This is a genomic window from Mesorhizobium terrae (assembly GCF_008727715.1).
GTDB lineage: Bacteria > Pseudomonadota > Alphaproteobacteria > Rhizobiales > Rhizobiaceae > Mesorhizobium > Mesorhizobium terrae.
Map to the genome: position 1 here is coordinate 656,906 of NZ_CP044218.1, position 26,946 is coordinate 683,851.

At 58.1% G+C, this 26,946-nt stretch carries 29 protein-coding genes; 6 read left to right on the forward strand and 23 right to left on the reverse strand.

The window, feature by feature from the left end; genetic code table 11:
- Window positions 1-9: 9 nt before the first annotated feature.
- A complete protein-coding gene (locus FZF13_RS04305) occupies window positions 10-1,110 on the reverse strand; it encodes a glycoside hydrolase family 5 protein (protein ID WP_137902116.1) in 1,101 nt (366 codons plus the stop codon).
- A gap of 213 nt (window positions 1,111-1,323) precedes the next feature.
- Here FZF13_RS04305 and FZF13_RS04310 point away from each other — a divergent pair, with 213 nt between their 5' ends.
- Together FZF13_RS04310 and FZF13_RS04315 are read left to right on the forward strand one after the other, a co-directional pair.
- The gene (locus tag FZF13_RS04310) at window positions 1,324-2,025 is read left to right on the forward strand and encodes a response regulator (protein WP_065997465.1); all 702 of its coding nucleotides are present in this window, start codon (window positions 1,324-1,326) and stop codon (window positions 2,023-2,025) included.
- 37 nt (window positions 2,026-2,062) lie between these two features.
- Window positions 2,063-2,248, forward strand: coding sequence for a hypothetical protein (locus FZF13_RS04315; protein ID WP_065997466.1), 186 nt, complete (start codon window positions 2,063-2,065; stop codon window positions 2,246-2,248).
- A gap of 715 nt (window positions 2,249-2,963) precedes the next feature.
- Here the strand turns inward: FZF13_RS04315 and FZF13_RS04320 are convergent.
- The 3 genes from FZF13_RS04320 to FZF13_RS04330 all read right to left on the reverse strand — a co-directional run bounded on the left by FZF13_RS04320 (window position 2,964) and on the right by FZF13_RS04330 (window position 6,696).
- The gene (locus tag FZF13_RS04320; RefSeq protein ID WP_065997467.1) at window positions 2,964-4,049 is read right to left on the reverse strand and encodes an ATP-binding protein; all 1,086 of its coding nucleotides are present in this window, start codon (window positions 4,047-4,049) and stop codon (window positions 2,964-2,966) included.
- 778 nt (window positions 4,050-4,827) lie between these two features.
- Complete coding sequence (locus FZF13_RS04325; RefSeq protein ID WP_137901745.1) at window positions 4,828-5,967, reverse strand: glycosyltransferase family 4 protein; 1,140 nt, start codon at window positions 5,965-5,967, stop codon at window positions 4,828-4,830.
- Between the two features lie 18 nt (window positions 5,968-5,985).
- The gene (locus FZF13_RS04330; RefSeq protein ID WP_065997469.1) at window positions 5,986-6,696 is read right to left on the reverse strand and encodes a polysaccharide deacetylase family protein; all 711 of its coding nucleotides are present in this window, start codon (window positions 6,694-6,696) and stop codon (window positions 5,986-5,988) included.
- A gap of 319 nt (window positions 6,697-7,015) precedes the next feature.
- On the opposite strand from FZF13_RS04330, the gene FZF13_RS04335 reads away from it, so the two are divergent.
- Window positions 7,016-7,462, forward strand: coding sequence for a transposase (locus tag FZF13_RS04335; protein WP_083237684.1), 447 nt, complete (start codon window positions 7,016-7,018; stop codon window positions 7,460-7,462).
- Entirely contained in the window at window positions 7,440-7,535 is a 96-nt protein-coding gene (locus tag FZF13_RS29550) for a hypothetical protein (protein WP_353844568.1), read from the forward strand. Before FZF13_RS04335 ends, FZF13_RS29550 begins: the two co-directional genes overlap by 23 nt.
- On the opposite strand, the gene FZF13_RS04345 is transcribed toward FZF13_RS29550, so the two are convergent.
- From FZF13_RS04345 to FZF13_RS04380, 8 genes are all read right to left on the reverse strand, one after another.
- Window positions 7,532-7,657, reverse strand: a complete 126-nt coding sequence (locus tag FZF13_RS04345; RefSeq protein WP_373426389.1) for a hypothetical protein — start codon at window positions 7,655-7,657, stop codon at window positions 7,532-7,534. The two genes, FZF13_RS29550 and FZF13_RS04345, sit on opposite strands and share 4 nt — an antisense overlap.
- Before the next feature lie 244 nt (window positions 7,658-7,901).
- A complete protein-coding gene (locus FZF13_RS04350; protein ID WP_065997471.1) occupies window positions 7,902-8,123 on the reverse strand; it encodes a hypothetical protein in 222 nt (73 codons plus the stop codon).
- Between the two features lie 467 nt (window positions 8,124-8,590).
- Window positions 8,591-10,447: an NAD(P)/FAD-dependent oxidoreductase gene (locus tag FZF13_RS04355; protein WP_065997474.1), complete on the reverse strand. Its 1,857-nt coding sequence runs from the start codon at window positions 10,445-10,447 to the stop codon at window positions 8,591-8,593.
- 34 nt (window positions 10,448-10,481) lie between these two features.
- Window positions 10,482-11,243 (reverse strand): SDR family NAD(P)-dependent oxidoreductase, encoded by a 762-nt coding sequence (locus FZF13_RS04360; protein WP_065997476.1) that lies wholly within the window; start codon window positions 11,241-11,243, stop codon window positions 10,482-10,484.
- Between the two features lie 10 nt (window positions 11,244-11,253).
- Window positions 11,254-12,069: an ABC transporter permease gene (locus tag FZF13_RS04365; protein WP_065997479.1), complete on the reverse strand. Its 816-nt coding sequence runs from the start codon at window positions 12,067-12,069 to the stop codon at window positions 11,254-11,256.
- Window positions 12,069-12,932, reverse strand: coding sequence for an ABC transporter permease (locus tag FZF13_RS04370; RefSeq protein WP_065997481.1), 864 nt, complete (start codon window positions 12,930-12,932; stop codon window positions 12,069-12,071). The genes FZF13_RS04365 and FZF13_RS04370 overlap by 1 nt, the downstream gene beginning before the upstream one ends.
- A 69-nt stretch (window positions 12,933-13,001) precedes the next feature.
- Window positions 13,002-14,162 (reverse strand): ABC transporter substrate-binding protein, encoded by a 1,161-nt coding sequence (locus FZF13_RS04375; protein WP_065997482.1) that lies wholly within the window; start codon window positions 14,160-14,162, stop codon window positions 13,002-13,004.
- Window positions 14,128-15,279: an ABC transporter ATP-binding protein gene (locus FZF13_RS04380; protein ID WP_245317469.1), complete on the reverse strand. Its 1,152-nt coding sequence runs from the start codon at window positions 15,277-15,279 to the stop codon at window positions 14,128-14,130. The genes FZF13_RS04375 and FZF13_RS04380 overlap by 35 nt, the downstream gene beginning before the upstream one ends.
- 114 nt (window positions 15,280-15,393) lie before the next feature.
- Between FZF13_RS04380 and FZF13_RS04385 the strand changes: the two genes are divergently transcribed.
- The gene (locus FZF13_RS04385) at window positions 15,394-16,215 is read left to right on the forward strand and encodes a helix-turn-helix transcriptional regulator (protein WP_083237685.1); all 822 of its coding nucleotides are present in this window, start codon (window positions 15,394-15,396) and stop codon (window positions 16,213-16,215) included.
- A 163-nt stretch (window positions 16,216-16,378) separates the two neighbouring features.
- Here FZF13_RS04385 and FZF13_RS04390 read toward each other — a convergent pair whose 3' ends face one another.
- The gene (locus FZF13_RS04390) at window positions 16,379-17,074 is read right to left on the reverse strand and encodes a response regulator (protein ID WP_065997484.1); all 696 of its coding nucleotides are present in this window, start codon (window positions 17,072-17,074) and stop codon (window positions 16,379-16,381) included.
- A 732-nt stretch (window positions 17,075-17,806) separates the two neighbouring features.
- On the opposite strand from FZF13_RS04390, the gene FZF13_RS04395 reads away from it, so the two are divergent.
- Window positions 17,807-18,865, forward strand: coding sequence for an ATP-binding protein (locus tag FZF13_RS04395; RefSeq protein WP_373426388.1), 1,059 nt, complete (start codon window positions 17,807-17,809; stop codon window positions 18,863-18,865).
- Window positions 18,866-19,235: 370 nt separating this feature from the next.
- Here FZF13_RS04395 and FZF13_RS04400 read toward each other — a convergent pair whose 3' ends face one another.
- The 10 genes from FZF13_RS04400 to sctJ form a co-directional block, all read right to left on the reverse strand.
- Window positions 19,236-20,060 (reverse strand): D-glutamate cyclase family protein, encoded by an 825-nt coding sequence (locus FZF13_RS04400; RefSeq protein WP_065997488.1) that lies wholly within the window; start codon window positions 20,058-20,060, stop codon window positions 19,236-19,238.
- A gap of 130 nt (window positions 20,061-20,190) precedes the next feature.
- Window positions 20,191-21,006 carry a type III secretion system export apparatus subunit SctT gene (gene sctT, locus FZF13_RS04405; RefSeq protein WP_065997492.1) on the reverse strand — a complete coding sequence of 272 codons (816 nt, stop codon included), beginning with the start codon at window positions 21,004-21,006 and terminating at the stop codon, window positions 20,191-20,193.
- 9 nt (window positions 21,007-21,015) lie between these two features.
- On the reverse strand, window positions 21,016-21,285 hold the full coding sequence (locus FZF13_RS04410) for an EscS/YscS/HrcS family type III secretion system export apparatus protein (RefSeq protein ID WP_065997493.1): 270 nt from the start codon (window positions 21,283-21,285) through the stop codon (window positions 21,016-21,018).
- Window positions 21,286-21,299: 14 nt separating this feature from the next.
- Window positions 21,300-21,953, reverse strand: coding sequence for a type III secretion system export apparatus subunit SctR (gene sctR / locus FZF13_RS04415; protein WP_065997494.1), 654 nt, complete (start codon window positions 21,951-21,953; stop codon window positions 21,300-21,302).
- Window positions 21,946-23,037, reverse strand: a complete 1,092-nt coding sequence (gene sctQ, locus FZF13_RS04420; protein WP_167523842.1) for a type III secretion system cytoplasmic ring protein SctQ — start codon at window positions 23,035-23,037, stop codon at window positions 21,946-21,948. Before sctQ ends, sctR begins: the two co-directional genes overlap by 8 nt.
- Before the next feature lie 19 nt (window positions 23,038-23,056).
- Complete coding sequence (locus FZF13_RS04425) at window positions 23,057-23,542, reverse strand: hypothetical protein (RefSeq protein WP_150978922.1); 486 nt, start codon at window positions 23,540-23,542, stop codon at window positions 23,057-23,059.
- Window positions 23,535-24,833 (reverse strand): FliI/YscN family ATPase, encoded by a 1,299-nt coding sequence (locus FZF13_RS04430; RefSeq protein WP_065997500.1) that lies wholly within the window; start codon window positions 24,831-24,833, stop codon window positions 23,535-23,537. Before FZF13_RS04430 ends, FZF13_RS04425 begins: the two co-directional genes overlap by 8 nt.
- Before the next feature lie 41 nt (window positions 24,834-24,874).
- On the reverse strand, window positions 24,875-25,492 hold the full coding sequence (sctL, locus tag FZF13_RS04435) for a type III secretion system stator protein SctL (protein WP_065997502.1): 618 nt from the start codon (window positions 25,490-25,492) through the stop codon (window positions 24,875-24,877).
- A gap of 6 nt (window positions 25,493-25,498) precedes the next feature.
- Window positions 25,499-26,122, reverse strand: coding sequence for a SctK family type III secretion system sorting platform protein (locus FZF13_RS04440; protein WP_065997504.1), 624 nt, complete (start codon window positions 26,120-26,122; stop codon window positions 25,499-25,501).
- A complete protein-coding gene (gene sctJ, locus FZF13_RS04445) occupies window positions 26,119-26,865 on the reverse strand; it encodes a type III secretion system inner membrane ring lipoprotein SctJ (RefSeq protein WP_245317471.1) in 747 nt (248 codons plus the stop codon). The genes FZF13_RS04440 and sctJ overlap by 4 nt, the downstream gene beginning before the upstream one ends.
- Window positions 26,866-26,946: the final 81 nt, after the last annotated feature.

The window sequence follows — 26,946 nt, forward strand, 5'->3', positions numbered from 1 at the left end:
TCGATATTTTCAGTCTCGATCCATCAGTGCACGCAGCAGCGGCTGACGCCATCGACCACGATCCGCGTCATAGGCACCGAACACGGAGCAGAACTCCCAGTAGGCCCAGGCAAAGCCATTGCTTTCGGCTTCCTCGGCGACCGCGCGCGTCCACCGCTGCCGTGACGGCATGTCGGCAACGCGATGACTGCCGAATTCTCCGAGGTAGATTGGCCGATTGTGCTGCATGCTCCACGCCGCCACCTTGGCAAAATCGTCGTGCAGTGCCCGCCTATCCCGAACGCTTCCAGCCCATCTCGTTCCGAGCCAAGCTGCGCTGCCTTCGACCCAATCAGCTCCCTGATGTGTGAAGTGCGCCGGCTCGTAGTAGTGAAACGTGACAATCAGATTATCGTCTTTCGCTGGAAGGTTGAGCCGATCCAATCCCTTAAGATCATATTGCTGGCCCGGCCCGACAATCACCATGCGCCGCGGGTTGCTCTGGCGTATCGTCTGAAGCAACATCGGAACCAATTTCGCCCAACGCGCATCGGTCAGCTCACCTTCAGGCTCGTTTAACAATTCGAAGCTGAGCGTCGAAGGCCATGTTTGATAATGACGTGCCACCTCGCCCCACAACGTTATAAAACGAGCCTGCTCCTCCCCGGGACGCGTACTCATCTCCTCGTAGTGATGAAAATCGACAACAACGAAGAGCCCCTGCGATAGGGCTTGTTCGATCGCCCAATCCACCCGATCGAGAAAGGCGCGATCGACGGCGTAAGGAGGATTGCCGTCAGCGTGGGCTGACCAGCGGACAGGAATACGGACGGCGTTGAATCCAGCTGCCTTGATGGTTTTGAAATAGCCAGCTTCCAACGTAACTCCCCAGAGACCTTCCTCCGGCGCATCCAGAGCATTGCCCAGGTTGATGCCTCGAGCGAGACGCAGGACATAGCGAAACGCCTCTCCTCTACCAGTCTCCGCAACAGCCTTGTCCGGTGAGATGTTCCACACAAAGAACAGAACGAGGTTGATAAACATGTACAAAGCAAATCGGCACATGACGACCTCGACGGCTCGTGACTGCGATCTATCTGTTTGCGATGCTTTGAAAAACTGCAGCATCATACGAGCCTTGGATTGATCCTGGGCGCGAATGAGGGAATGCAACCTCCGGGAAACAGGATTGGTCCGTGTCCTCGATCCTATCTCTGCATCTGAACCAACCGCTTTGATCTATTGGTTCACTATGTTGGAGAAGCGTGGATATTGGATGGATAATTCATGGAGGCAATCTCTGACGACTCGACGTCGCAAGTTCACCATGTCATCGGGTAGGCGATGACAAACAGCCCGACCAATCCCCTCGTGCTGATCGCGGAAGACGATGCGGAGATCGCTGAAATCCTCGGCGCCTATCTAACACGCGAGGGTTTTCGCGTAGTACGTGTTGCCGATGGTCGTGCGGCGCTCGACCTGCATATGGCACTAAAACCCAATCTTATACTTCTAGATGTGACTATGCCGCGTCTCGATGGCTGGGAAGTATTGGCTGAAGTGCGCCGCAGAGGCGGCACTCCTGTCATAATGATTACGGCTTTGGATACCGATATCGACCGTTTGCAAGGCCTGCGCATTGGCGCCGACGACTATGTCGTCAAGCCGTTCAATCCGATCGAGGTCGTAGCGCGCGCAAAAGCAGTGCTTCGTCGCACCGGGCAAGCGGTGGAAAGCGGTACGCTGCGCGTTGATCAGCTTGTTATTTATCTCGATAGCTATTTAGCAAAAATAGAAACTGGAACCGAGACACGTACGCTACAGCTAACACTCACGGAATTCCGGATACTCTCCCATATGGCTCGTGCGCCGACCAAAGTATTCTCACGAAGCGAACTGGTCGACGCCTGCCTTCCAGGTGGCGATGCTCTAGATCGAACTGTTGACAGTCACGTCAGCAATTTGCGTAAAAAACTCGAGCAAGCAGATGTAGCCGGGATGCTGGCGGTGGTCCGAGGAGTCGGCTACCGACTAAGGGCTGGCTAGTTATGCGCCGCAGCCCAGGCCGACGATAGTTTTGTCGATGATCGTCGTTGCGATTGTCGTCGCTCTTTCGGTGTTCGCCGGTTTCTATTTCCCGTATTCGCTCATTGCTATTTTTCTCCTCGACATCCTACGAGGACTGGCACCCCCGGGGACAGAGTTGCTCGCGCTCGCGACTTCCGCCATCGTAACGTTGCTCCTTGCAGGCACGCTGGCAAAAAACTGACCCAACGAATTCTGACACGTCTGAAATTCGTTCACTGAAAGCGTCAGGCCTATCGGCAGCGGCTATCTTCGCTTGATCGACAGATGCCAGATTAGGCCTACTTCCATGCGGCCCAGCCAATCCCGATTGCGATATGATAGAGGCGGGAATCCACGTGCCAAGTCCAGCCAGTTTGTTCACACAAACGCAGCCACCTCTGCCGCCGTCATCTTCTGGTACCGATCAATGAATCCTGAGCCTGGATAAGGAGCAACACTTGAGCGCAGAATGTAAGAGGATGCGGAGGTGCCTGGTGTTGAGCCTTGTTGTGGGGCTTGGAACCACGGCATCGGCGGAGCCGTCGACATGCGGTTCACATTTTGAGTTTGTGTCGCCTACGGCGCATGCCCGACCGGCGAGAAGCTTCTCAGGAATCTCGGCCTCTATGTCAGTAATGGAAATCGTTAAGCGTATCGGTCCCGCGATGCGAGATGTTGGTTCGGGGCTCCACGTCTTGCAATGGGATGTCACAGATGGGCGAACGTTTTTCGTCTCTGCGCCGAGCTTCTGCGGGAAACCTGTAGGCATGGGCTTCCGTAAGCGTTGGCCTTAGCTGGGCAATCGTGCCAATCTAGCCTTGATTGGGCGAACAACTTTTCCTGGCTCCGCCTAAGCGATTTTTCTCATTGAAAAATCGAGTAAAATTACTGCAAAAACCTATCCGCGCACAGGTCCTCTAGGTTCGAGCCACTTGAGCACGCGGCAAATGTATCTCGAAGATCGCACCTGTGGGATTTGCTGCGCGCGCAAGAGCGACGCCGCCATGCGCCTGCGCAATGGCCTGCACAACGGCAAGCCCCAAGCCGCTGCCGCCTTTTGCGCGTGAGCGCGATTCATCCGCGCGCCAAAATGGCTCAAACACCAGGCGTTCGGCGCCAAGAGGTAGACCGGGGCCATCGTCGCAGAAACGCAGAATCCCTGTTTCGCGCGTTGCACGCATTTCGATGCGGAGAAGGCCAGGGGCGGCATATCTTCGGGCATTTTCAAGAATGGCAAGAATTGCCTGCCTTACCCGCGCACTATCGGCCATAACTTGAACGCTCCCCCCCAAATCGAACAAGAGGTTTATGCCGGCGTCTTGGAGCTCTGGGGTCACAAAGGACGCCACCTTGGCGACCTCCTCTGCAAGGTCGACGGGTTCGAGCTGAAGCTCGAGCCGACCACTTTGTGCAAGTGTGAAAACTTTTAGGTCCTCAACAATGCGTGTAAGGCTATCGACTTGGGCAACTAGCCCCTCAAATGATATCGTTTCCGACGCAAAGACGCCATCGACGATCCCCTGAAGGCGCCCCTTCAGAATTGTAAGCGGTGTTCTTAGTTCATGCGCGATTGCCACATTCCAAGCGCGCATTTCAACTTCTGCCTGCCTCAATTGGTCGGCCATCGCATTAAAATCGTCGACAAGTTGGCGCGTCTCGTCAAACATCGCGCCTTGTGGAGCGGCGCGGGCTGTCAGGTCACCAAGCGCGATACGCTGTGCTGCCGAGCCGACTGCTTCAAGAGGTCGGATAATACGACGCGTAAAATACGCAGCAGCAGCACTCGCACCGACCATGCCTAGTGCCCAAAAAGTGATAAAAGCCCCCCATTCGAGCGGTTGTGGCCAGTTTGAGTTCCAATCCTTCCGCCAGAACGCTGGGTCTATGTATTCAACGAGTGCGTAGAACAGAACCATGCCGGCAATCATCGCCGCGAGTGCGACGCCGGTGACAGCTGCCATCCAAATCACGAGATGACGATTAAGCCCCGTTGCCGATTTCATGGAAATTCCGTCAATCTATCTCCAACGTCGTGTACGCCCGGTAGGAAGCTCCGCGGTCAGGCGACGTAACACACTGGAAGCCGCACAATTGCCCGTGAGCTCAAAGCAGCGCTTACAAAATTGAATGGTCACTCCGGTGCATCAACGATGGAATGCTTACCCCAAAACATTCCATCGTTGATGCGAAATCTGCTTTAGCAAATGGATGGGTTAGTGCGCCTCGTCGATTGGCCTGCGAATCGTCACCTTGGCAGACTGCGGCCGTCTTGATGTGCAAATCGAGTGTGTTGCGCTGGCCAAGGACATCAAAAGATCGCCAATGCGTCGAACCGTCCCTCGCGGGAGCAGGATTTTCACCGGACCTTGCTGTGATTGACATTGTCGCCGTGACCGATCCGATGCGGATCCGGCAGGCGCGCCTGCACTTTTGAACGACGTACAACGCGCCCGGGCGCATCGAAATCGCCATACTAGAATCCGCCAGCTCTATGGCTCCCCGCGTTGAAGATTCTGATCCCAGGCTGCAACCAGAACTCCTTCCGGGGTATTTCGACCCGTTCATGCGCGTGGAGGAAACGCTTTCACCTCTCTAGAAGGGTGTGGATCTCGGACTGTTGGTTGTTCGGTCAATTGCTGAAGCTAACGGCTGACAGGCTGCTTGCCGAAGTCCTTCCTCCCGTGGCGCGATCTTCGAAAATTCTCTTCCGTTGGAGCCCACGATTGTCATGGCACAACCAGCCCTGAATTGCTCCCTGACAATGGAATAATCTCGTTAACATCAATGAATGCTTCGTCTTGCTGTTAGTCTATATATTTCTGAATATTTTTCAGCAGCCGAACTCCAACTCATTTGACTTGCTAAAATTTTTCCATTACTTGAAAGAGTTTCATACAATTCAGGATCGTTTAATAAACGCGCGATGGCACCGGCTGCTTCTTCCTCATTTGATGGATCTGCAACCACAATCGCGTTCTCTTCATTTTTGAGGAAATGAGTGAAGCCACAATAGCTGGGCGGGCTTATTATTACCGGGCAGCCGAACGCCATAGCCTCAAGCGGCACCATGCCAAACGCGTCATTGTGGGTAAGAAATACGCATATATCCGCGGCAAGATAGAAGACACTCACCTCTCGACATGCCGGCCAGTAGTGTATTCTACCGAGCACACCGGCACTTCTCGCTGCTGCAAATACTTTCTGTCGAGTCCCCGCAAATCCTCCGACAATGATAAGATGTGTTGATGGGCAAAGGAGCCGCAAAGCCCTGAGGATGGTCTCCAACCCCTTGGCCATTGGTCTATTGGCTATTAACAAAATATATCGGCGGTCCAGTGGCAAGTTAAGACTTCTGCGGACATCCTGCCGATTATGTTCTCGAGAAGGCATATTCACTCCAGGCGGAACCAGGCTGATGGGGGGACAGGATGGATAGGCTAGCTCGATCTGGCTCTGAGTAAGCGGCGACACTGCTACGACCAGCTTGCCCTTCCTGCCTCGATAGCGACCAGTCTCCATAGCGAGGTATGTTAGAAACCGAGGGCTGATGTATGTTCCTAATTGACGCCAAAATTGCCTTATGTGGTGAAACCGCATGAAGCGGATCGGCATGGAATGAACGGTATGCAAATCTCCGATCCAGATGTTTTCATGAGTATGAATGATGTCGAAATCAGAAATTAGCCTTTTGCAACAGTAAGTAAATATTACAATGTTTATCCAATTTGAAATTCCCGTGAAGCAAGGCAAAATAGTATGATCGACAGATAGTTCGCTTTCCCATTTTTGACAAAAAATATGAATATCATATTCATCTTTAAGTTCGCTAACTATATTTTCCACATAGGCCTCGCGACCACCGAATTGCTTTCCAAAACGGCAAACAACAAAGGCAATTCGCATCTTGCGACGACCAATCACACCGCAATTCTCCTGCACTCAACGGACAAACATTTTTCGCGCAAGCATCAGAAAGCTTGTGGAGCGCGCGACAGAAATTCGGGGTAAACTGTGCCTATCGCTGCTTAAGCGGACATGGCCCGGATCTGTCGTGACGGCGCTTGTGAAACCCGCTTCCCGGACCATGTCCACATGCTCCAGTCGGTAGCGTCCGTATGGGTAGCAAAAGGCAAGAACTTCATCGCCGATGATGTTCTCGAGTAACTTTCGACTGCCCCGTACCTGCGCGCGGGCGCGCTCTTGCTCAAGGCAGGTTAGATCCGCGTGGTCGATCGTATGCGCACCAATCTCATGACCGAGCGCAGTCCATTCGCGAAGCTCGGTGCCGTTCATCAGGCGGGAGGTTGGGACACCTTTTTCCTCATCCCAGAAATTCGCACCTCCGACATGGCCAGCAACAATGTAGTTCGTTGCCGTAAAGTTCAGGTCTCCGAGAATTGGAGCCGCGTTTCTGAGCACATTTTGAAATCCGTCATCAAACGTCAGACCGAAAACTTTCCCTTCTCGTTCGCCCAGAATGTATGGAGCAAGGTCTCGAATGGAGAGCCCCCGGTAGCCTAATCTGGCAAGCCAACGCATATGGCGGCTAAATATCAGAGGATGAACACGCAGGCCTCTAAATGGCGTGCCATGGCGAGAGGGGACGGCAATTTGGTGATAGGCTAGAATTGGCAACCGTAGGTCGGGCATCGCCTTTGGCGTGCTTATAATCTCCCTGCTGGGCGGCTCCAGCGATTGTAAAACCGAATTACCGCGCAACCCCTAGTCTCCACATTTCCGATCGCAGGCTCACATGCACGCGGCGCAATCTCCAACCGACGGTTGGTTAGCAGCGGACATCACGAAAACCGTGGACGGACTGTGGAGATTTGATCGAGCCTAACGACGGTTTTCAACAATGGGCTCCGCGGCGTCGAGCTCAGGCATTCCCAATGGCCTAGGGTCCGTACGCAATAGGGTTGCGTTGGTTTTGTTTGGCTGATCAAGGTCTCCATGTTTGGAGGACTTGATGAAGCGGAAGCTGACCTGGCTGAGCGATGTGGAGTGGTCCAGGATCGAGCCGCTGCTTCCACGCGGACGCAAGGGCGCGCATCGTGTTGATGATCGTCGCGTCATCTCGGGCATCGTGCACATGCTGGAGAGCGGTGCGCGTTGGCGTGATTGCCCGCTCCAGTACAGCCCCTATACGACGGTCTATAACCGCTTCAACCGCTGGAGGCGTCAGGGCATCTGGCTGGGGTTGTTCGAGGCCTTGACCGGCCATAGCGGTGTCTCGGGGACAGTCGCCATCGACGCTACCCATATCAAGGTGCGCCGCTCGGCCGGTGGCGCAAAAGGGGGCCTTCGCACAAGCCATCGGCATCTCGTGCGGCGGCCGGACCAGCAAGCTCCACGGATTGACCGATGCGCAGGGCCGACCGCGCCTGCTCATCGTGTCGGCCGGCAACATCAATGACATGACGATGGCGGCAACCCTGATCGAGGCCGCTGCCGACCGCTTCGACAGGCTCGTCGCCGATCGCGGCTAGGCGTCGCGCTTTTCATAAAGACCGACGCGCTCCAGCAACCGCAACCCATTGTCGACCGCCTGCTCGCGCTCGACACCGAGCGCATGAACGGGCGCCTCGATGACGTTCTCCAGCAGCGTCATGTGGCTCCACTGTTGATTGCCACTGAGAACTGACCCGTCGCAAATTGGGCGCGGTCAATCGCGCACAGGCCGTCGCGCGTCTTGCGTATTCCGGCCTTTTGGACGCCGGCCTGTCGTCACCTCAAAAGACCCGGGGCTAACCACCCCAGCGTATCGGCGGAGCGGGCCCGGTCCGCTGTGCGAACCGAGCCCAGCGCCATTGATCGGCGCGACGCTAAAGTGTCACGCTGCCGATCAGCGCTATCTACTTCTTCTTTTTCTTGGACGTGGTCTTCTTCTGCTTCTGCTGTGCGACTTTGGTGCTATCGGCCGGCTTAGCCACGGACGTGGCGGCACTGACCGCCTTGGGAGCCGCCGCAACAGGTGCTGCTGCGCTAGCTGCCGATGCCATGGTCGGCAGGGTTGCTGCCGAAATGACGGTGAAAGCCACGGCGGATGCGGTGAGAATGGATTTGCGGAGTTTCATATATCTAATCCCTTTCCAGGAATGAGATCGGTCAGCGTCAGTGCTGCCCGATTGGTCATCGCCCTAAAAACGATCGGCGATGGCGAGCTACCTAAGGAGCAGTCGCGCAGACTTCGTGGAGAGATCGTATGAAAAGGGATGAAACTTCGTGACGTTTCTGCGACCGGCGCTGATTGAACATACCGACGCTCGATGTCCTGACCAGTCAGCGATCGCTGGTATAGTCAGCAGCAAATGCAGATCGCATTTGCTTCCAGCGATTTGGCCATCGCGTTGGATAGCCCTTCCTTCCGCCAAATCACAACGTGCTGATAGATCGCCTCGGTGATCTCCCCCTCAGGCGAGCGAGGTCTTGCCGGGTGCGGTCGGCACGCTCTTGGTCGCGATCGTGCGCTAGTCCGCCGGCCCGGCCACCGCGCTTTTGCGGCGGCAGCAAGGCTTGACGGCCTTAATCCCGCTGCATGGGTTTAGGCTGATTTGAGTTCGTCGACGGCACGCCAACCCTGGTCGATGGCTTCGGTGAAAAAAGCAACCCATCCGGCATCGGAGTTGGCAATCGTTACTTTTCCAAAGCGGGCGCGCGCCACTTCAAAGGGTTGAGGGCCATCAACTGGCTTATCGAACAACGAATTGACCCCGCGCGCATAACCGTGCGGCCAGCGGTTTACGGTGATTGCGGCGATGTCACGCTTCGAATTGAAGCCACCTTGGCCGAGCATCCTGTCGAGTTGATCCGTCACTTTCTTTTCGAAATCCTCAAAGGTCATTTCCAGCAATTTCTGTCGGCCAACGCGATTCTGGTCGATGTTGCTTAGGCCTGGTTCGGTTGGAACGTGGACCAAGTGTAGCACCATAGGCTCATCAGGATTTCGTGGATTGGAATAGCCGCCAAGTGCGACGGGATAATCGAGCTTCGTCAGCGGAAAAAAGGCTGCAGGACTGTAGATCTGCTGAACCCCGAGTTTGACGAATGATTGCCAGTTACGAATAGCGACATTCACGTAAACCAATGGAGCCTTGACGCTTTCCGCCAGAGCTTCCTTTTGTTTCTGTGGCAAGTCAGGCATCAGGTACGGAATAATCATGTTGTAGCACGCGAGCACACAATGCTTCGACTGAACACGATGTAAGGTGTCGGCTTGAACGTAGCCGATGTCGATGAGGTCTTTGCCGTCCTTTGGATTGCGAACACCCACGGCGGCACTGCGTAGACGGATACGGACAGGTTGGTCCGGTTGGTCAAGTTTCGAATAATCGAAATCTGCCAGGACGATGTCTTCCATCGTTGATCCCGGTGCAACGCCGGGAACAAGGTTGCGTACGAGAAGCCGCGCAATTGAGGCGTTGCCATCGGGAAAATGATATATGTAAGGCTCCTTGTCGGCCCCTTGCTTGGGAAGCAGGCCCGCGAAACCCGGATATCCGGAAAACATGGCGGAGGCCGCAGGCACCGCGTCTGTTCCGAGCGCGAAATAGTCGTGGGTCATATCCTCGAAGTACTTCACCGCCTCGTCGCCAAGGCCAGCATCGATCTTGAGATAATCGCGATAGCTGGTGGTCTGCAGATGCTCCAGTTTCTCCGTGAGCGACATGTTGGCCAAATAATCCTTCGAGTCAGCGAAAAACTTGATCAATCGCTTTTTCGCGTCATCCGACATTGGGAACTCGCCGACGAATTCCGCAATGGTCTTGGCCTTGGCGGTGTTTCCGGGCGTTGGGTCAGCGCCATTGGTGACCGGATTGCCAGCCACCAGGCGGTCGACACCGAATGTCTCCCGGTCAAAGAACACGCCATGCGTCAATCCCAGGTCGCCATAGATTCCCAAATCGTATGCGGTATCGAAGCGCGCGGGTTTGACGCCCAGGCTCTCCATCAAGCGCGCGACGGTCTTACTGAAATTTGCTTTCGGTGATTCAATCGACTCGCTGCCGCCATATCCAATTAGCAGCGGGTGTCCGTCCACGCTGAATTCGTTGCGTTTGGCGTGGCCGCCGAAATCGTCGTGATTTTCGAGAATGAGGATCCTGGATTTTTCGCCGAACGCCTCGCGATAGAACCAAGCTGCGGCAAGTCCGCTGATGCCTCCGCCAATGACAACCAGATCGTAGGTTTCCTCGACGGCACCTTGGCTGAAATCGAAAGTCTCTCCTTCCCGGGCCAGCCTGTGTACAGTTTCGAAGGAGCCGGGGTGGCTGCCCCGTAGACCGGTGAGTGCTGGAGGATAGTAGCGTTGCGTTTCGGCACGAAGCTGATGCGACGGGGTTAAGCCCGCGGCAATGGCGAGAGCGGTGCCACCAAGAAAGTCACGTCGTGTGATGGCCATTGGCTTTTTTCCTGTTGTGTGAGGACAAGAAGGTTCAGGCGATGCTTTCGCCGCCATCGACGACCAGGGCCTGGCCAGTCATGAAGGACGAGCGATCGGAGACGAGGAACAGTATTGTTTCGGCGATCTCTTCCGCGGTTGCCCAACGCCCCATGGGGATCTTGTCGCGGACATAAGTCTCGATCGCATCGCGCCCCCCCTTCTGGGTGATGAAGGGCTCGTTGAATGGGGTATCGACCCAACCTGGGCAAAGTGCATTTACGCGGACATTGTGCATGGCGTAGTCGATCGCCATCTGCCGCGTCATGGCCACGACGGCGTGTTTGGAGGTTGTATAGGCGATCATCCCGCGATCATAAAACACGCCCGAATTGGAGGCCGTGTTCAGGATGACGCCACCGCCTTGCCTGATCATCGTAGGCATGGCCAATCGCGCAGCGACGAAATGCGCTCTCACATTGATATGCCAGGACGCGTCCATGCCGCCTTGTTCGACCTCGGTCAGCGCACCGCTCACCTGGATGCCGGCATGGTTGTGCAGGATATCGATACGTCCGAATTCCTTGCATGTGCCCTCGATCAACCGCTCGAGCTGAACATCGTCGCCGACATCCGTGGCGACCGCGGCGGCTTGGCCGCCGGCGTTGCGGATCTCGGCGGCTGTGACTTCGCCTTTGGCTGCCTCCCGGTCGGCGACAACGACGACGGCCCCTTCCTGTGCCATCTTGAGTGCACCTGCGCGCCCGATGCCGGAGCCGGCACCTGTGACAACGGCGATACGGTCCTTAAGGATCATGTCTTGTCCTTCAAGCGGATGGTTTTTGGCGCTGTCGCAGCAGCACTTGCGAAAGCACCACAATCAGCACCGAAGCCAAGAGCACGATCGTGGCGATGGCGTTGATTTCCGGCGTAACGCCGCGACGGATCGAAGCAAAGACGTAGATGGGCAGTGTCGTTTTCGAGCCCGCCACGAAGAAGGCGATGATGAAATCGTCAAAGGAAAAGGTGAAGGCAAGCAGGAAGCCCGCCAGCACCGCTGGCATGATTTGCGGAAGAACTATGGAGCGGAAGGTGGTCAGCGGTGTCGCGTAGAGATCCCCCGACGCTTCAACCAGGCTTCGGTCGAGGCTCGCGAGCCGGGTGCGTACGATCATGGTCACCAGGGCCATGGAAAACAGTCCATGCGCGGCAATGATCGACCCGTAACCGAGTGCGAGTTTCGGGGGTTGTTCGCCAGGCCACAGTGAGGCGACCACGGGATTGAGCACAGCGAAAAGCTGAACCAGGGCGACCAGAGTAGCGATCCCGATGACAACCCCTGGAACAACGATCGCAGCGCCCAGCAGTGCGTCGAATATCGCTCTGGTGCGCGGCGCGACGCGGGTCAGTCCAAGTGCTGCTGCCGTGCCAGAGATCGCCGCGAGCAGTGCGCTGAAGGTCGCGACAAACAGGCTGTTCTTCAGCGCTTCGGTCAAAAACGGATTGGACAGCGCTAAGCCGTACCACTGGGTTGAAAACCCGGTGAAATCGCTGGCGTGTCGGCCTGCGTTAAACGAAAACAGCACCACCAGCACGATCGGCAGGTAAAGGAAGGCAAAAACGGCGATGACGAAGGCACGCATCAGATCAAATCCACCTGGCGGGAGCCGGCAAGCCGATTGGAGACACGACCGGCGATCGCCAGTACTGCGACCGAGACAAGGACCAGGGTTACCGCAATTGCCGAACCGAACGGCCAGTTGCGCGATTGCAGGAAGAGATCGACCAACGCATTACCGATGAAAAAGACCTTGCCGCCACCGAGCAACGTCGGAATGAGGTACTCTCCCAGCAGCAGGATCATCACCAGGGAGAAGCCGGTGGTGACGCCGGGCAATGACAAGCGAAGCGTTACGCCGACAAAGGTGGAGAGGGGCGTCGCGCCCAGATCAGAGGAGGCCTCGAGCAGCCGCTTGTCGAGACGCTCCAGGCTGACATAGATCGGCAGGATCATCAGCGGCAGATAACCGTAAACAATACCGAGCAGCACTGCGCCTGGCGTGTTGATCAGCCGGACATCCTCGATCCCCACAAGTGACAGCAGCGCCGGTATCCCTCGCCCGCCCAGAATGTACATCCAGGCGTAAGTGCGCATCAAAAGGCTTGTCCAGAATGGGATGACAATCAGGGCAAGCAGCACCAGCCGCCAGCGCTGAGATGCGCGCATGGCAAGATAATAGGCGACCGGATAGGCAACCACGAGGCAGGCAAAAGCGCCGACCGGGGCAAGGATCATCGTGTTCCAGAAGGCAGTGGCGCGAGCCGGCAGGTTCGCATACTGGGCAAGCGTAAAGGCGGCTTGATACCCACCTTCCGGAGCCCGTTCGCCAAGGCTGAAGACCACGATGGCGACAAAGGGCAGAACCAGAAAGATGAATAGCCACAAGGCACTCGGCGCCAGCAGCGTCGCAGTGACAAGATTTTGGCGAGCCGTGCTTGCTTGCATCCCAACAGTTCCCTCTCCCGGCGGGGCGCACCTTTGCCGAGAGTACACCGCCTCGTTGGCGTGGCTGGACTACGCTGCCTTGAAACGCGCCATGACTTCGGCGCGGCTAGGATCTGTGAGGGTTACCGCTGCTCCGAATTCAAGCGGAGTGAGCGAGGCTTCTTCCGGATAGACAATCTTGTTGGAGGTGACATTGGTCGGCAGCAGGGCGAGCACGCGGCTGTCCGTAGCCGGCGCGCCATTGGCGGTGTGCTCCTTTGCAGCGTTGGCCGGGTCCATCAGATAGTTGAGCAGCGCATAGCCGGCAGCCTTGTTGGGCGCGTCCTTGGGAATGGCGTAGTAATCTGTCCAAATCTCGCCACCGTCCTTGCCCAGCACATAGGCCAGTTCCGGCATATCGCGGTTGAGTTGTGCACCGTCGTTTGTCCAGCACATGCTGATCCAGGCATCGGTTGCGCGCATCGCCGGCTGATAGTCGCTGTTGATCGCGAAGAGGTGCGGCTTGACCTTGATCAGCAGTTCTTCGGCCTTGGCGAGTTCGTCCGGCTTGATGGAATTGAAATCATAGCCAAGCGAAACCAGGGCGCTGCCGATCGTCGTCAGTTGATAGTCATGCACCATGCCGCGCCCGTCGGCCTCGTTCTGCAGGACGTCAAAGAAGTCCTTCCAGCTGGCCAGCGGCTTTGTGATTTTCTTGGTGTTGACCGAAAAACCTGTCGTCCCCCAATTCTTGGGCACGGCATAGGTCTTGCCGGCGATCTGCCCTTCCTTGGTGAAACGCGGGCTCTCGGACGCGGCGGAGAAATTGGGTAGCATTGACATGTCGAGTTCTTCGATCAGTCCAAGCTTGTTGTAGGTCGAAATGGTGTAGTTGGTCGGCACGAACAGGCTCCAGCCCGAGCCGCCGGCCTGCAGTTTGGCCAGCATTTCTTCATTGGAGCCGAACACGTTGACTTCGACGGCAACGCCAGTCTTGGCTTTGAAATTCTCAAAAGTGGCTGGGTCGTGATAATTCGGCCAGGTGGCGATCGACATGCGGTCGCCGAGATTTTCGGCGTGCGCATGAGATGCCAACAAACCAAGCTTTTGTCCCATGACCGCGGTCGCCAGGCCGAGGCCGGTCACGCCAAGGAAATGGCGGCGGCTGATGGAACCGCGCCTGAGGCGCATCAACTGATCAACGAATTCTTCGGCTTTAATCGGCAGGCCGTCCCGATATGATTTCGGCATGGTTGCGTTCCCTCTGTGTGATTTCGTTGTTTTTAGTGCCCGCAAACGCCATCGGCGCATTGGGATTAAAGGCGATGGAGGCGATCTGACCCGGCGCGAACAAGGCGTCGCCGCTGTGACTGGCGCTCGCAAGAAGTATGCCGATGCCTGGCACCTGGATGGCGTATTCGATCGTCGAGCCGAGGAAGATGCGATTGGCGATGGTCCCCTCGAGACCGTCCTGTCGCGGTGGTACGAGGCGCACGGCCTCGGGACGCACGCTCACAGAGACGGCTTCACCCATCGCCAGCGGCGTGTTCTTTCGCGCAGGGATCACCGTGCCGTTGGCAAGAACCACGTCGACGGCGTCGACGAAATTGCCCGCCACCTTGCCCGAAAGCAGGTTCGTCTTGCCGACAAACCCTGCGACGAACAGATCGGCGGGTTCATTGTAGATCGCGTTCGGCTGCCCCAGTTGAACGATACGCCCACCATTCATGACGCAGACGAGATCGCTCATTGAAAGTGCTTCCTCCTGGTCGTGGGTGACCAGGACAAAGGTGATGCCAAGCTCGCGCTGCAGGTTCTGCAACTCGATCTGCATGTCCGTGCGCAGTTTCTTGTCGAGCGCAGCCAATGGCTCGTCGAGCAGCAGGACTGTTGGCTTGTTGACGATTGCCCTTGCCAGCGCGACGCGTTGCTGCTGGCCGCCCGAAAGTTCATGAACCTTGCGTTGGCCATAGCCAGCGAGCCGAACCATGGCGAGTGCCTCGTCGGCCCTGAAATGGATGTCGCGTGCGGCAAGCCGCGGCCGTGCCTGGCGCAGCCCGTAGCTGATGTTTTCTTCGACATTCAAGTGGGGGAAAAGAGCGTAGTGCTGGAACACCATATTGACTGGACGCCGATAGGGCTGAACGCCTGCCATATCGGCGCCACGGATCAGCACCTGGCCCTCGCTCGGCTGCTCGAAGCCGCCGATCATCCGCAGGCAGGTCGTCTTGCCGCATCCGGATGGGCCAAGAAGGGCTACGAAAGCAGCAGGCGGCACCGCAAGGTCAATACCGCTTACTGCCGTCACGCTGCCGTAGCGTTTGGTCACATTGCGAAATTGGACATCAGAAACCGGCGTTGCAACCAATGGGCAATCTCCGGACAACATTTGCTTTTCGAAGGCTAGCAAAGCCAATCCTTGTTCGTATATACCTCGCTGGTGGTATGTACCTGCGATTTTCTCCATTCGAGGGGTATATGATTGGCAGAATCTTCTTCCCGCAGCGGGGACTTTCATTATCTCGCCCAGGTCGTGGATGCCGCCCGGCAAGCTGAAGCGCCCTGTTTCGGCCAAGCCGCCGTCAATTGGTTGGGGCGCCACGTCCGCTTTGACCATTGCGTGATTTTTGGCTACCGCGGGTCGACACGACCGCCTGCGCTGTATGAGACCTTTTCCCCCGCAGAGAGCCACATCTTCGTGACGCTCTATCAAGCGGGCCCCTACCTTCTGGATCCGTTTCACCATGCAGCGGTGGAGCGGAAGGAAGGCTTTTGGCGGATGCGAGAACTCGCCCCCGACCGGTTCTACACCAGTGAGTATTACAGGTCCTATTACAGCCAGACGAAACTGGCCGAGGAAGTCGGCTTTTTCGTTCCACTTGCTGACAAGGAGGCACTTGTTCTGTCCCTGATGCGGCTGCGTTCATCCGGACCGTTTGGCACGGCCGATACCCGTCTGCTGCGAGATATGGCCCCAGCGGTGATCAGCCTATGCCGCCTGCGATGGCCGCAACTTCCCTCCATCCGGTCCACTCATGAAAAAGCAAAGGGAGGAGCAGTCCAGCGCTCCGACGAGTTTGAGCGCGCCGATATCTGGAAGAGCCTTTCGCTCACGTCCCGCGAAAAACAGGTCGTCGATCTGGTCCTTCAAGGTTATTCCACGGAGTCGGCCGCGCGCATGATGCGTGTTGCCCCGGGAACGGTTAAGGTCCATCGACGCAACATCTACCGCAAGTTGGGCATCAAATCACAAGCTGGCCTGTTTGCGCGCTTCGCCGAAATTGTCGGTTTGAGGCCAGGATGACCTCACCGGAAAATCACTGGCCCGGCAATTCGGACTTGCTTCCGGAACGCGAAAGAGGACACCGCAACCGCCTAGCAGCTTGGTGCGACGCTACCCTTTTTATGAGAGGGTTACGGGCAAACCGCAAAGCACGCGACGGCCTCGCCTTCCAGTATTCGCGATTCTAGCCATCGCGGTCGCTCAGTCTGTATCCCACACCGCGGACACCATCCAACAACCAGTTGACACCGGCTAGGGAAAGTTTGCGTCGAAGGTTGCTGATGTGGCTGTCAACGGTGCGTTCCAGTGCCTCTCCCTCCGGCAGACAGGCATCAACCAGTTCAGAACGCTCGAACACGCGGTTCGGAGAACCAGCCATGTGAGCGAGCAGCCTGAATTCAGTGCGCGTCAATTCCAATACTGTCGAACCCGACGAGCGTTCGATCAATGCCCGATATGCGCAGGGATCTATCGTCAAGGGGCCAACGCGGAACAGTTGGCGCGTATCGCGGCCCTTCGTTCGCCGAAGGACAGCCTTGGCGCGGGCGACAACCTCCAACGGATTGAAGGGTTTGACGACATAGTCATCGGCGCCAATCCTCAGGGCCTGCAGTTTGTCCAGGTCTTCGGCAAGCGCGGTGACCATGATGACCGGCGTGTCGCTATGCCGACGGACGGCCGCGAGAACCTCGTAGCCATCCTGACCGGGCAACTTGACGTCAAGAACAATGAGATCGGGCTTGAGGCGATGGTAGTGGGCAAGGCCGATGGTGCCGTCGCCGGCACCGATGGTACGAAAACCTTCACGAACAAAGTACGTCTCGAGTATTTCAGTGATTTCCGACTCGTCCTCGATAATGAGGATCAGCGCGTTGTCCATAACGGTTTCCCGACTCCAATCCGTTCTAGAGACGTTCAGCCATCGGGAAGGTCAAGGGCATGCTTGGTAGCTCAACGAAACCTCAACACGATCTGCACTGGCTATCAACAAAGACGCACAGAAACTCATTTGACCATTCAGCAGGGCCAGTGACCGCAAACCTTCCAGATACGAATCATAGAGCATCGCTGACCACGATCATGATCGTTTAGACTACCCGTCGGGTCTTGCGCGGAGGTCCCGCAACGAGATCGGTGTTGGCACTCGCTCCTTTCGCTTTGCAGACTCCACCAGCGCGGAAAACATGAGGGCAAAAGCACAGATGCAAAGGCAGATGATGGTAAAATGGCGGGCGAACATGTTTGTCTCTTGCTTGAGGTAAATGCCCCTCGCTGAGCTTATCGGCATCTTGCGTTCGCCAACCGCGCAGATTGCGCGCAGCTTGTATCAAGACATCCGATCTCCTGTTGACTTAAAATGAAGGAGTCTTCAGTTGAGAACCGAGGCGGGAAAGAATGCGCGGCACAATGTCTGGCCCTCACCTTCGATGACGAATAGGAAAAAGGGTCATCAGGCACCGACTTGCGCGAGAAAGCATCCCAACTGTCAGACTAAGCATTTCGATGTTTAGGCGTTCGATTACGTGGCCGATCGTGAATTCAGCCGTGCGCGGGCAAACCGGCTATTTTGATCGGCGTTGCAGGACATCGGATACAAATTTGAGGAATGGTCGTGGCCAGCAGTCTGAACCGTCAGTTGTTTCGCGCGATGAGCGCGCTGACACTCGGGGCTTTCGCTGTGATGTTTTTTGGCTGGATCGCTTACTATTGGCTATACGACTGGCTGTTTCCCGCAGAGGCCATGACCGACAAGTTGCAGATGAGCGACCTTGTCGTGCTCGGACTGATTTTGGCCGTCGGTGTCAGTTCAGCTGCGATCGTTGGATGGCTCCAAGCGCAGAGAATCGTATCGCCGCTGAAATCAGTTGCGACGACGGTTCGCTCGATCGCAAACGGTGATTTTTCCGCGCGCGCGGAAGGCACCAAGAGAGCGTTCAGTGAGGCGGAGAGCCTGATCACGGACTTCAATGCTATGGCTGAACGATTGGAAAACGCCGAGGCCGAGCTTCGATATTCAAATTCCGCGATTGCGCATGAACTGCGCACACCCTTGACCATTCTGCGAGGCCGTCTCCAAGGTCTTTCAGATGGCGCTTACGAACCGAGTCCCGAATTCTATGGTCGCTTGATTGCTCACGTCGACGACCTTGCGCGGATCGTCGAAGATTTGAGAACTCTCGGGCTTTCGAGTGCAGGCAGGCTTGAACTCAAGCTTGCCGAAATCGATCTTGCGAAGGAAGCCGATATTGCGACGACTTCGATCGAGCAAGAGTTGGCAAACGCCGGAATTACGGTCAAACGCGATCTCGGGCGCGCGATCGTCTTCGCCGATCAGGCCAGAATCCGGCAAGCTCTGCTTGCGATCCTGGATAATGCGCGCCGCTATGCCCCAGGCAGTGTCTTGGTGGTCGAGACACGCGCGACGAAGGATCGAGGGCTCATCCGGTGTAGCGACAACGGCCCGGGACTACCTGCCTCGTCAAAAAAGCGTGTCTTCGAGCGCTTCTGGCGGGGTGATGATTCAAGGGCACGATCAAGCGGGGGATCGGGACTTGGCCTTCCGATTGTGAAAGCCATTGCCAATGCACATGGCGGCGATGCCGTCGTGTCGGACGATCGCGAGATAGGTCTGTCGATCGAGATTTGGCTTCCAAAAACTCGACACGCCTAGTCTACGATCAACCCACACACGCCAAGCCCCGCGCCGTCAGTTTCGCTTCGGCATTGGGCCCCGACGCGGCCAGAACCCGCCTCAATGCGTGGACCGATTGTTTCCTATACCTTGATAGCCGGCTGAAATAAGCTGAAAAAGGTTCTTTTCTAGATTTTCAAGAGATTCGCGTTCATCCATGACATAGCGCCGGAAGCATTCGCGGCCTATGGCGTAAAATAGCGTTGCGGCGGCATGGCTGTCTGTCTCAGAGGGGACAGCCCGTTTGAGTTTGAGTTGATCGATTGCTGGAGAGGCCGTTCCCTCTCCGGGCTCATTTGCCAGCGCCCCGAGGAGAAACCGACGCGTTAATTCCGCGAGCCTTTGGCCTTCAGGCGACCTTTGCGGTTCCTTTGCGGACCATGGCGTCCACATCGGTGATCAGCAGATGGCCCGGAGATGCGGTGATGGCTATCGCCAGTTCCGCCTGCTTCAGAGCTTCCTGCGCCGTCACGCTGCTTGCCCAGAATACGGGAACTTCCTCGTCACTCAGGTCGATAGCAGCGCCCCAATCGGGCGAGTCGAGATCGGTTATGCCTAGGATGGAAGGATCCCCAATATGAAAGGGGGAACCATGAGCGTTGGGAAAGCGCGCGGTTATCGCCCGCACCTTGTCGACGTCGCAGCGCCTGATGGCGCGCATCGCGACGACCAGCTTGCCGCCAAACGGGCCGATCGCGCGGCTTCTGATCCCGGTGCGGTATTTCGGCACCGGTCCGCTGATGCCTCCGTGGCGCAGCCGCACCCCCTTCTCCACCAGCGTCGGCTCGAAATTCAGGGAGCTGCCAAGCGCGAAAGCAGAGAAATCCTGTCGCCACAGATCGACGATGTGGGTGGCATGGTGCATGAACTCGCCGTAGCAGAAGATACTGTATTGCGGGGCATCGGTGCGGATGTCGATGTTGCCGAGCGCCGGAACAAACGGGCTGCCTGCACGACCGAGCCCGACCAGCGGACACGCCTTCGGGTTGGCGAGGCAGAACTTGTGAAAATCGCCGGCGAAACGTTGCGGCACGATCACGACATTCGCCTGCAGCTTGCCGCGCGCCAGTCCACTTGTTGTGCCTCGATAGGCTCCGACCCTCACCAGTCGGCGCAACCGGTCGGGCTCGACCAGCCGTAAATCTTCAACGATTGAGCCGGTCAGACGTCCCATGCTTCGAGGCAGTCCGCGTTGCTTAAGACTTTCAGGAAGCACTAAATCATGGCCGGCAACGCCGATTGTCAAATTGCCAGAATTTTCTCCTGACAATAAATTGCGTTTATTAGCCGACGCATCGTGGCTTTCATCGGCACTCCAAACAGCTGAGCAATTTGATCTGCCGTATCGCCTCATGCAGGAAGCCGAGATCGCGGTTCATGTAGGATAAAAGAAAGGCCGCGTAGAGGACGAAGACGAAGCAGAAGACCAGCGTCTTTACGATCAGCGACAGGCTGAAGACATTGAAATGCGGCGAGGCGCGCGCCAGAAAGGCCAGCACGATATCGGACAGCAACATGCTGACGATGAGAGGAAACGCCAGCGTCAGCGCCATTTTCAGAAGTTGGTTCAACAGACCAAGGAAAATTCCGGCGGCACCCCCGCTGAACACCGGCATCAGCCGTTCGACCGGCCAGAGACCGTAACTGTCGTAGACGGCATTCAACGACAGTTCCAGCCCGCCTGCCGCTAGATAGATCGCGATCATGATGATGGCGAGCAGCGTGCCGGTGGCGCTGGTCTCGTGCGTCATCATCGGGTCGATCAAGGTTCCCATGGACGAACCGCGCTGCAGGTCGAGGATATCGCCTGCTGCTTCCGCGGCCCAGAAGGGCACGCCCATCGCCAACCCCAGTGCCATGCCAACCAGGAGCTCCTTGAGGATGTAGATTACGATCATCGCGCCGGCGATCGGTTGCCCTGCCAGCGTGTGCACGAGCATCGGCAGGATCGGGACCGCAAGCGCCAGCGCAACGCCGTTGCGCAACAGTCCCGACAGCGGTACGCGCGAGAACAACGGCATCATCAGCATGAAGCCGCCGAGGCGCGCCAACACGAAGGCTCCCGCCAGAAGATAGAGCTGCAGGTCCCTGAGCGATGCGAAGAGCGGTTCGACCTGCATGGTGCGGCATCACCGGGTCGCGGACGGAAATTCGTCAAACACCGCCGAGGCCTGTTCGGCGATCTGCTGGGCAATCAGCGGGCCGACGACGATGATGACCACGAGGATCACGACCAGCTTGATCGTCTGCGGCAGAGACTGATCCTGGATCTGCGTCAAAGCCTGGGCGAGTCCGACCAAAAGCCCGACGGCCAAGGCTGCTATGATGGCCGGACTGGAGGCGAGCAGCACCGTTATCAGCGCATTCTGGACTTTCGCGAGGATGAAATCGCTGTTCACGCGCCGCCCCTGCGTCAGCTGTAACTGAGAATGAGGCCGTGCATCAGCCGCGACCAGCCGTCTATGGCGACGAAAAGCAGTAGTTTCAGTGGGATCGAGATCAGCACCGGCGAAACCATGATCATGCCGAGCGTCATGAGGATGTTGGCAACGACGATGTCGATGATCAGGAAGGGTATGTAGAGCAGGAACCCGATCTCGAAGGCCCGGGTAAGCTCCGAAGCGACAAAGGCCGGAACCAGGATGGAAAGGTCGTCGTCCTTGACATTCTGGCGCGCCTGCTCGGGCCACAGGCGCGCGGTTCCGTCGAGAAAGAACTGGCGTTCGCGCGGTTGGGTGAATTTGATCAGGTGCTGCTGCAGAGGCTGTTTTACCAACTGCGCGGCGCGGGCAAGATCGTCCGTGGTCTGGAACTGCACTTGCCCTTCCTGCAGCCTTGTCCCCATTTCACTGATCAGCGGGGTGGTGACATAGACCGTCAGCACCAGCGCGATCCCATAAAGCACGAGATTCGGGGGCATCTGCTGCACGCCAAGGGCATTGCGGATGAGAAACAGCACCACCGAAATCTTCAGGAATCCCGTCATGGTGACGACGGCGAGCGGCAGCAGGCCGACAAAGCCGACCGCAACCAGAATTCCGAGGAGATTTGGCGAAGCTTCAAGCATTGTCGAACATGCGGGTGACCCGCACGCCAAGGCTTTCGCCTATCCTGACCATTTCGCCCTGCCCGACCCGCTTGCCATTGGCCAGGATGTCCACGCCCTGTCCGGTTGCGTCCAACTGCACGATGGCGCCGGCGCTCAGTTTTCGGATGTCGCCAAGCGGCATTGCCTTGCGGCCGACCTCGAACGCCAGCGCAACCGGCAGATCGTCGAGTGTCGCATCGTCCAGCGCCTGGCTTGCGGTTCCAGTGTCCTGACCCATCATCCACTCCCATTTCGATCCGGCAATAACGGCTGGTGCGGCAGACAGCTGTGTCCCTGACGCGCTTATGCTGACGGGCGCGATCAGCCTGTCGCCGATGACAAGCACTGCCTCCGCTTGTTCGGCAAACAACACGACATCGCCTGGCTCCAACTCCCTCACTTCGCCGAGGCTGGTGGCGAGAACATCGCACCACAGGCGAACCGGCACAGGCAGCGCGGCCGGAAACGAAGCTTCGCTGCGGTCTGTTTCGTCCAGAAGTTTGCTAAGCCTTGAAAGCAACTCGCCGTCATTCAGTCGCAGGGCGCACTTCGCCGGTTGTTCGCCGACAGACAAAACAAAGCCGAATGGCGCCGCCTCAGCCGGCGGCTCTCGCTTTTCGACTGTGGCGAGTTCTATCGGAGCCTGCAGCTTCGCTTCGAACCAGTCGAGTTGGTCGGCCATGGCAGTTTCCAGAAGGAGAGCCGCGTGTTGAGGCAAAAGGGTCCCTAGCCTTGCCGTCTTGTCCACCGTGGCCAGCAACTGCTCGGTGAGCGAGAGCGGCACGGAAAGCTCGGCGGAATGTTCTCCGATCTTGAAGCGCAGCGTGCATGATGGCTGATCATCGGATTGGGCGGCCGACCAGTCGGTTACGATCTTCGCCGGCTGTCCGGCCAGGGTGATGTCGGCCGCGCGACGGTGTTTATAGAAGGTGTTCAGGGCCACGACCTGTTCCGCCGAAACCCTTGCCAGATCCAGAGCATCGGTGATGAGAGCGCCGTTGAGATTTCGCCCAGCGGGTTTGCGCCGCGTGGCAGCCTTCGCTGTCGTCAGGGCTCGAGACATCGAACTGCCACCTGCACGATCATCGAACATCATTGTTTGCGCGCGGCATGCGGTCCTCATCGAGGAGCTCGGCTTCGGCGGCACGACGCACGGCCGCTCGCTTGTCAAGTTGATCCGCCAGTTTCTCCAGCTTCATCAGGGCTTTCCGGCTCTGCAGGTATCGGTGCCGGGCCGCGGCCAATCCCGCTTCGCGTTCGCGCTGGACGAGGGTTGCCGTCTCGCCCCGCGCTTTGATTTGGCCGGCTTTCGCGAACGATGCCTCGTAGCGGCTCTGCGCCAAATGGAGCTCGGCTGCCTTCACCACCCGATTGGCGAGCCCCGAGACGGCCGCGTTCTGCTCGTCAATTGCCCTTCGCATGTGCTCGGCGAGCATTTGCGACGCCATTTCAACATCTTGTCTGGCTTCGTCGACGCCGACCCGATGAGCGGAAACGATGTCGCGCGCATGGTCTTCCCGGCGCTGCCTGAGTTTGCGCAATTGGGCGATCATCTCACTTTTATCCACCGACGATCTCCCGCATGCGCTGGCGCGTTGCCTCCATGTTTTCGTTCTGCACCGAGGCCTGCTGCAGAAAGCCATTGATGGCGTCGATCTTGCTCATGGCTTCATCGGCCAGCGCATCGCTGCCGGCTTTGTACTCGCCAACACGCACCAGCAGCTCGATATCGGCGTAGCGTGCCATGAGCTGCCTGAGTCGCGCGGCGTCCGCCCTGTGCTGGCCAGGCGCGACCGTTTCCATCAATCGGCTGCGGCTGCGCAGCACGTCGACTGCCGGAAAATGGTTGCGCTGCGCCAGCTCGCTGGACAGGAAGATATGACCATCGAGCAAGGCCTGTACCTCCTCGGCCACGGGATCGAAGGTCCCATCGCCTTCCAGAAGAACGCTGTAGAGGCCGGTGATCGAGCCGATCTGGCCGGGACCCGACCGTTCAAGCAGGCGCGGCAAAGCTGCAAACAGCGACGACGGAAAGCCGCGGCGTGTCGGCGGCTCGCCCGACGCCAGGCCGATCTCGCGTTGCGCGCGCGCAAAACGGGTAATGTTGTCCATGGCCAGCAGCACATGCTTGCCCTGATCGCGGAAATATTCAGCAATCGTGGTGGCGACATAGGCCGCCTTGACGCGCTCGATAGCGGGCCGATCGGATGTCGCAACCACAACGACCGCGCGCGCCAATCCTTCCGCTCCGAGCTGCCGCTCGACGAATTCGCGAACCTCACGCCCGCGTTCGCCGACGAGGGCAACCACTGCGACATCGGCATCGGTGGCGGAGACGATATTCGACAGCAGGATCGATTTGCCGACGCCGGGTTCGCCGAAAATGCCGATGCGTTGCCCCCTTGCACACATCAACATGCCATCGATGGCACGGATGCCGAGCTGGATCGGCTCCGATATCAGCCCGCGCTGCAGCGGCGGTGGCGGATAGGCATGAACGGGATACGCGCCGTCCAGCGAAAGCGGCTTTCCGTCGAGCGGTTCGCCGAACGCGTTGATGACCCTGCCCAGCAAGCCGGGGCCAACCGGCACCTGTTGATCCCTTCTGGTGGGCACGACCTCGGTCAAGCCCGACAAACCGGCCAGATCACCGAGCGGAACGAGGATGGCAGCCTCTTCGAGAAGTCCGACCACCTCCGCCTTCATGGTTCGGCCGGTTCTGCGATCCACCAATTCGCAGATCTCGCCGATCCTGGCTTCCACGACAGAGGCGTGGATGACCGTGCCGATGACACGTTGCACGCGCCCCTTTTTCGGCCGGCTGGCATCCTCGACCAGCCCCGAGCGCAAGCCGGGCATGATTGAAGCCAGGCGATCTTCGACGGCTGCACGTTCCCCTGTCACGAAGCCTCCCGCGATTTGGAGGCTATCGCAGCGGAGATCGCTTCAAGCTGCGCCTCGATGCCAGCATCGATCACGGCGATGTCCGTGGAAAGAATGCATGCTCCCAATGCCAATGTGTCGTCGGCGTCGATTTCCACCGACATGGCAAGGTCACTGTCCCGCAGAACGGCATTCAACTCGTCACGCAACCGGGCGAGGTTCTGCGGGTGGACGCGAAACTTCAGGTATTTGGCGCGCCGGACTTCCGAAATTGCCTGCATCGCCGCGCGGGCGACCAGCGTGCCAACGTCGAATTCCCCAAGCACGCGGCGCACAACGTCCAGTGCGAGACCTGCGACTTCCGCCTCAAGGCCTGCCAGATAGCGATCGACCTTGGCGGAAGTGCCGGCGACCAGCCGCGTGGCGTCGACCTCGCCCTGTGCCTTGCCGTCCTTGTAGCCCTGGGCGTATTCGGCGGCATAGGCGCGCTTGGCGGCATCGCTCAGCTTTCGTGCTTCCGCCTTGGCCGTTTCGACAAACGCATGGCCGTCCTGCCAAGCGCGCACTTCCTCCGCGCGCAAAATGCGCGCGCGCGGCCGTGGCAATGTGGTCCAGGTGGCGTCCGCACTCGACATCTGGGGCTATTCCATCGCGCGGCGCAGGATGCGCGCGCCGAGTTCCGCGACTTGCCTGGCGTCACCCAGACCGGGCAGCCCGTTCGCGAGCTTCAAACGCACCCGTTTGGCGAGCTGTGGTGACACCTCCTGTAGCCATGATTCGAGGCAGCTCAAGCCGTCGGCAAAAAACCTGCCGCTTAAATCGTCCAGCGGTTCCAGTGGCCTGACCGGACCTGAGATATCGCGGTTGGCCACGGCAAGAGCGCAAAGTTCGGGGCCAAGAGCCGCCTGGATCGCGCCGGCCTGACGCCCGTCGATAACTGCGGCAAGGCTGTTCGCCCAATAAATGGCACCGGCGCGCAAGGCGAGCCTTTCGAGTTCGTCGCCCGAAGCAAGCGCGATTTGCCGATCGGTTTGCTCCGGCAGCCGAGGCAAGTCCTTCAGCGTCAAGTCGTGGCGTTCGGCCAGGAGTTTCGACAGCCTCGCCTTTAGCCGCGGTGTCTCGAGCATGCGCTCGCATGCGTCGAAACCGATCTGGCCGTCGAAACATTCGGACAACCAGCCGGCATCGGCATAGCTGGCGGGATTCGACCAGAATTCCCGCCAATCCGACCGGACGGTTTCCTCTCGCACGGTCAACGGCGTCACGCTTTCTTAGCCGGCGCCGCCGGCACTTCGAGCGCGTAAACGCCAGGCCGCCGGTACCACCGCTGATAGACCAGCCATCCCGCAAGGGCGGCAATGACAGCCATCATCCCGTAGAACAGCCACTGCGCCGCCGCCACGCTGTCGGGGTGAAGCCATAGACCCAGGAACGAGGTGAAGCCGGTTTCGCCCGTTGGTGGCTCCGGCGATGCTGCTACCGGCACCAGCGTCACCGATACATTGTCATAGGTGAGCCCAGCGACACCCTTGGCTACCAGCATCTTCACCTGCGGGATCAGTTCGTTCATCGACACGGAGGCGCGGTGACGGATGAAGACCGACGCCGATGACGGCACCATTCCTTGCTTGAGTGGATCGTTTTCGGGGAGCACCAGATGAACGCGTGCCGACAGCACGCCGTCGATTTCCGATATCGTGCGCGAAAGCTCCTGGCTCAGGCCATAGATCATCGTCGCCCGCTCTTCAGCGGGAGACGAGACGATACCGCTGCGCTTGAAGACATCGCCGAGCGTCTGGAATTCCTGTTTGGGCAGGCCGCTCTCGTCCAGGAGCGCCATCGCTTCGGCGAAACGATCCTTCTCGACGAGGACGGTCATCGTTCCGTCCTTGCCGGCCTCGCGCTGGGCAGGAATGCCGTGACGGATCAAGGTCGCGACGATCTCGTTTGCCTGCCGCTGATTGAGCCCGGAATAGAGTTCCACGGAACAGGCCTGCAGAACGAGCATGGCTGAAACAGCCAGCATCGCGCGCAGCCACTTCCCGAAACGATGCGGCGCAAACGGGTGCAAGAGCGACGATATCAACTT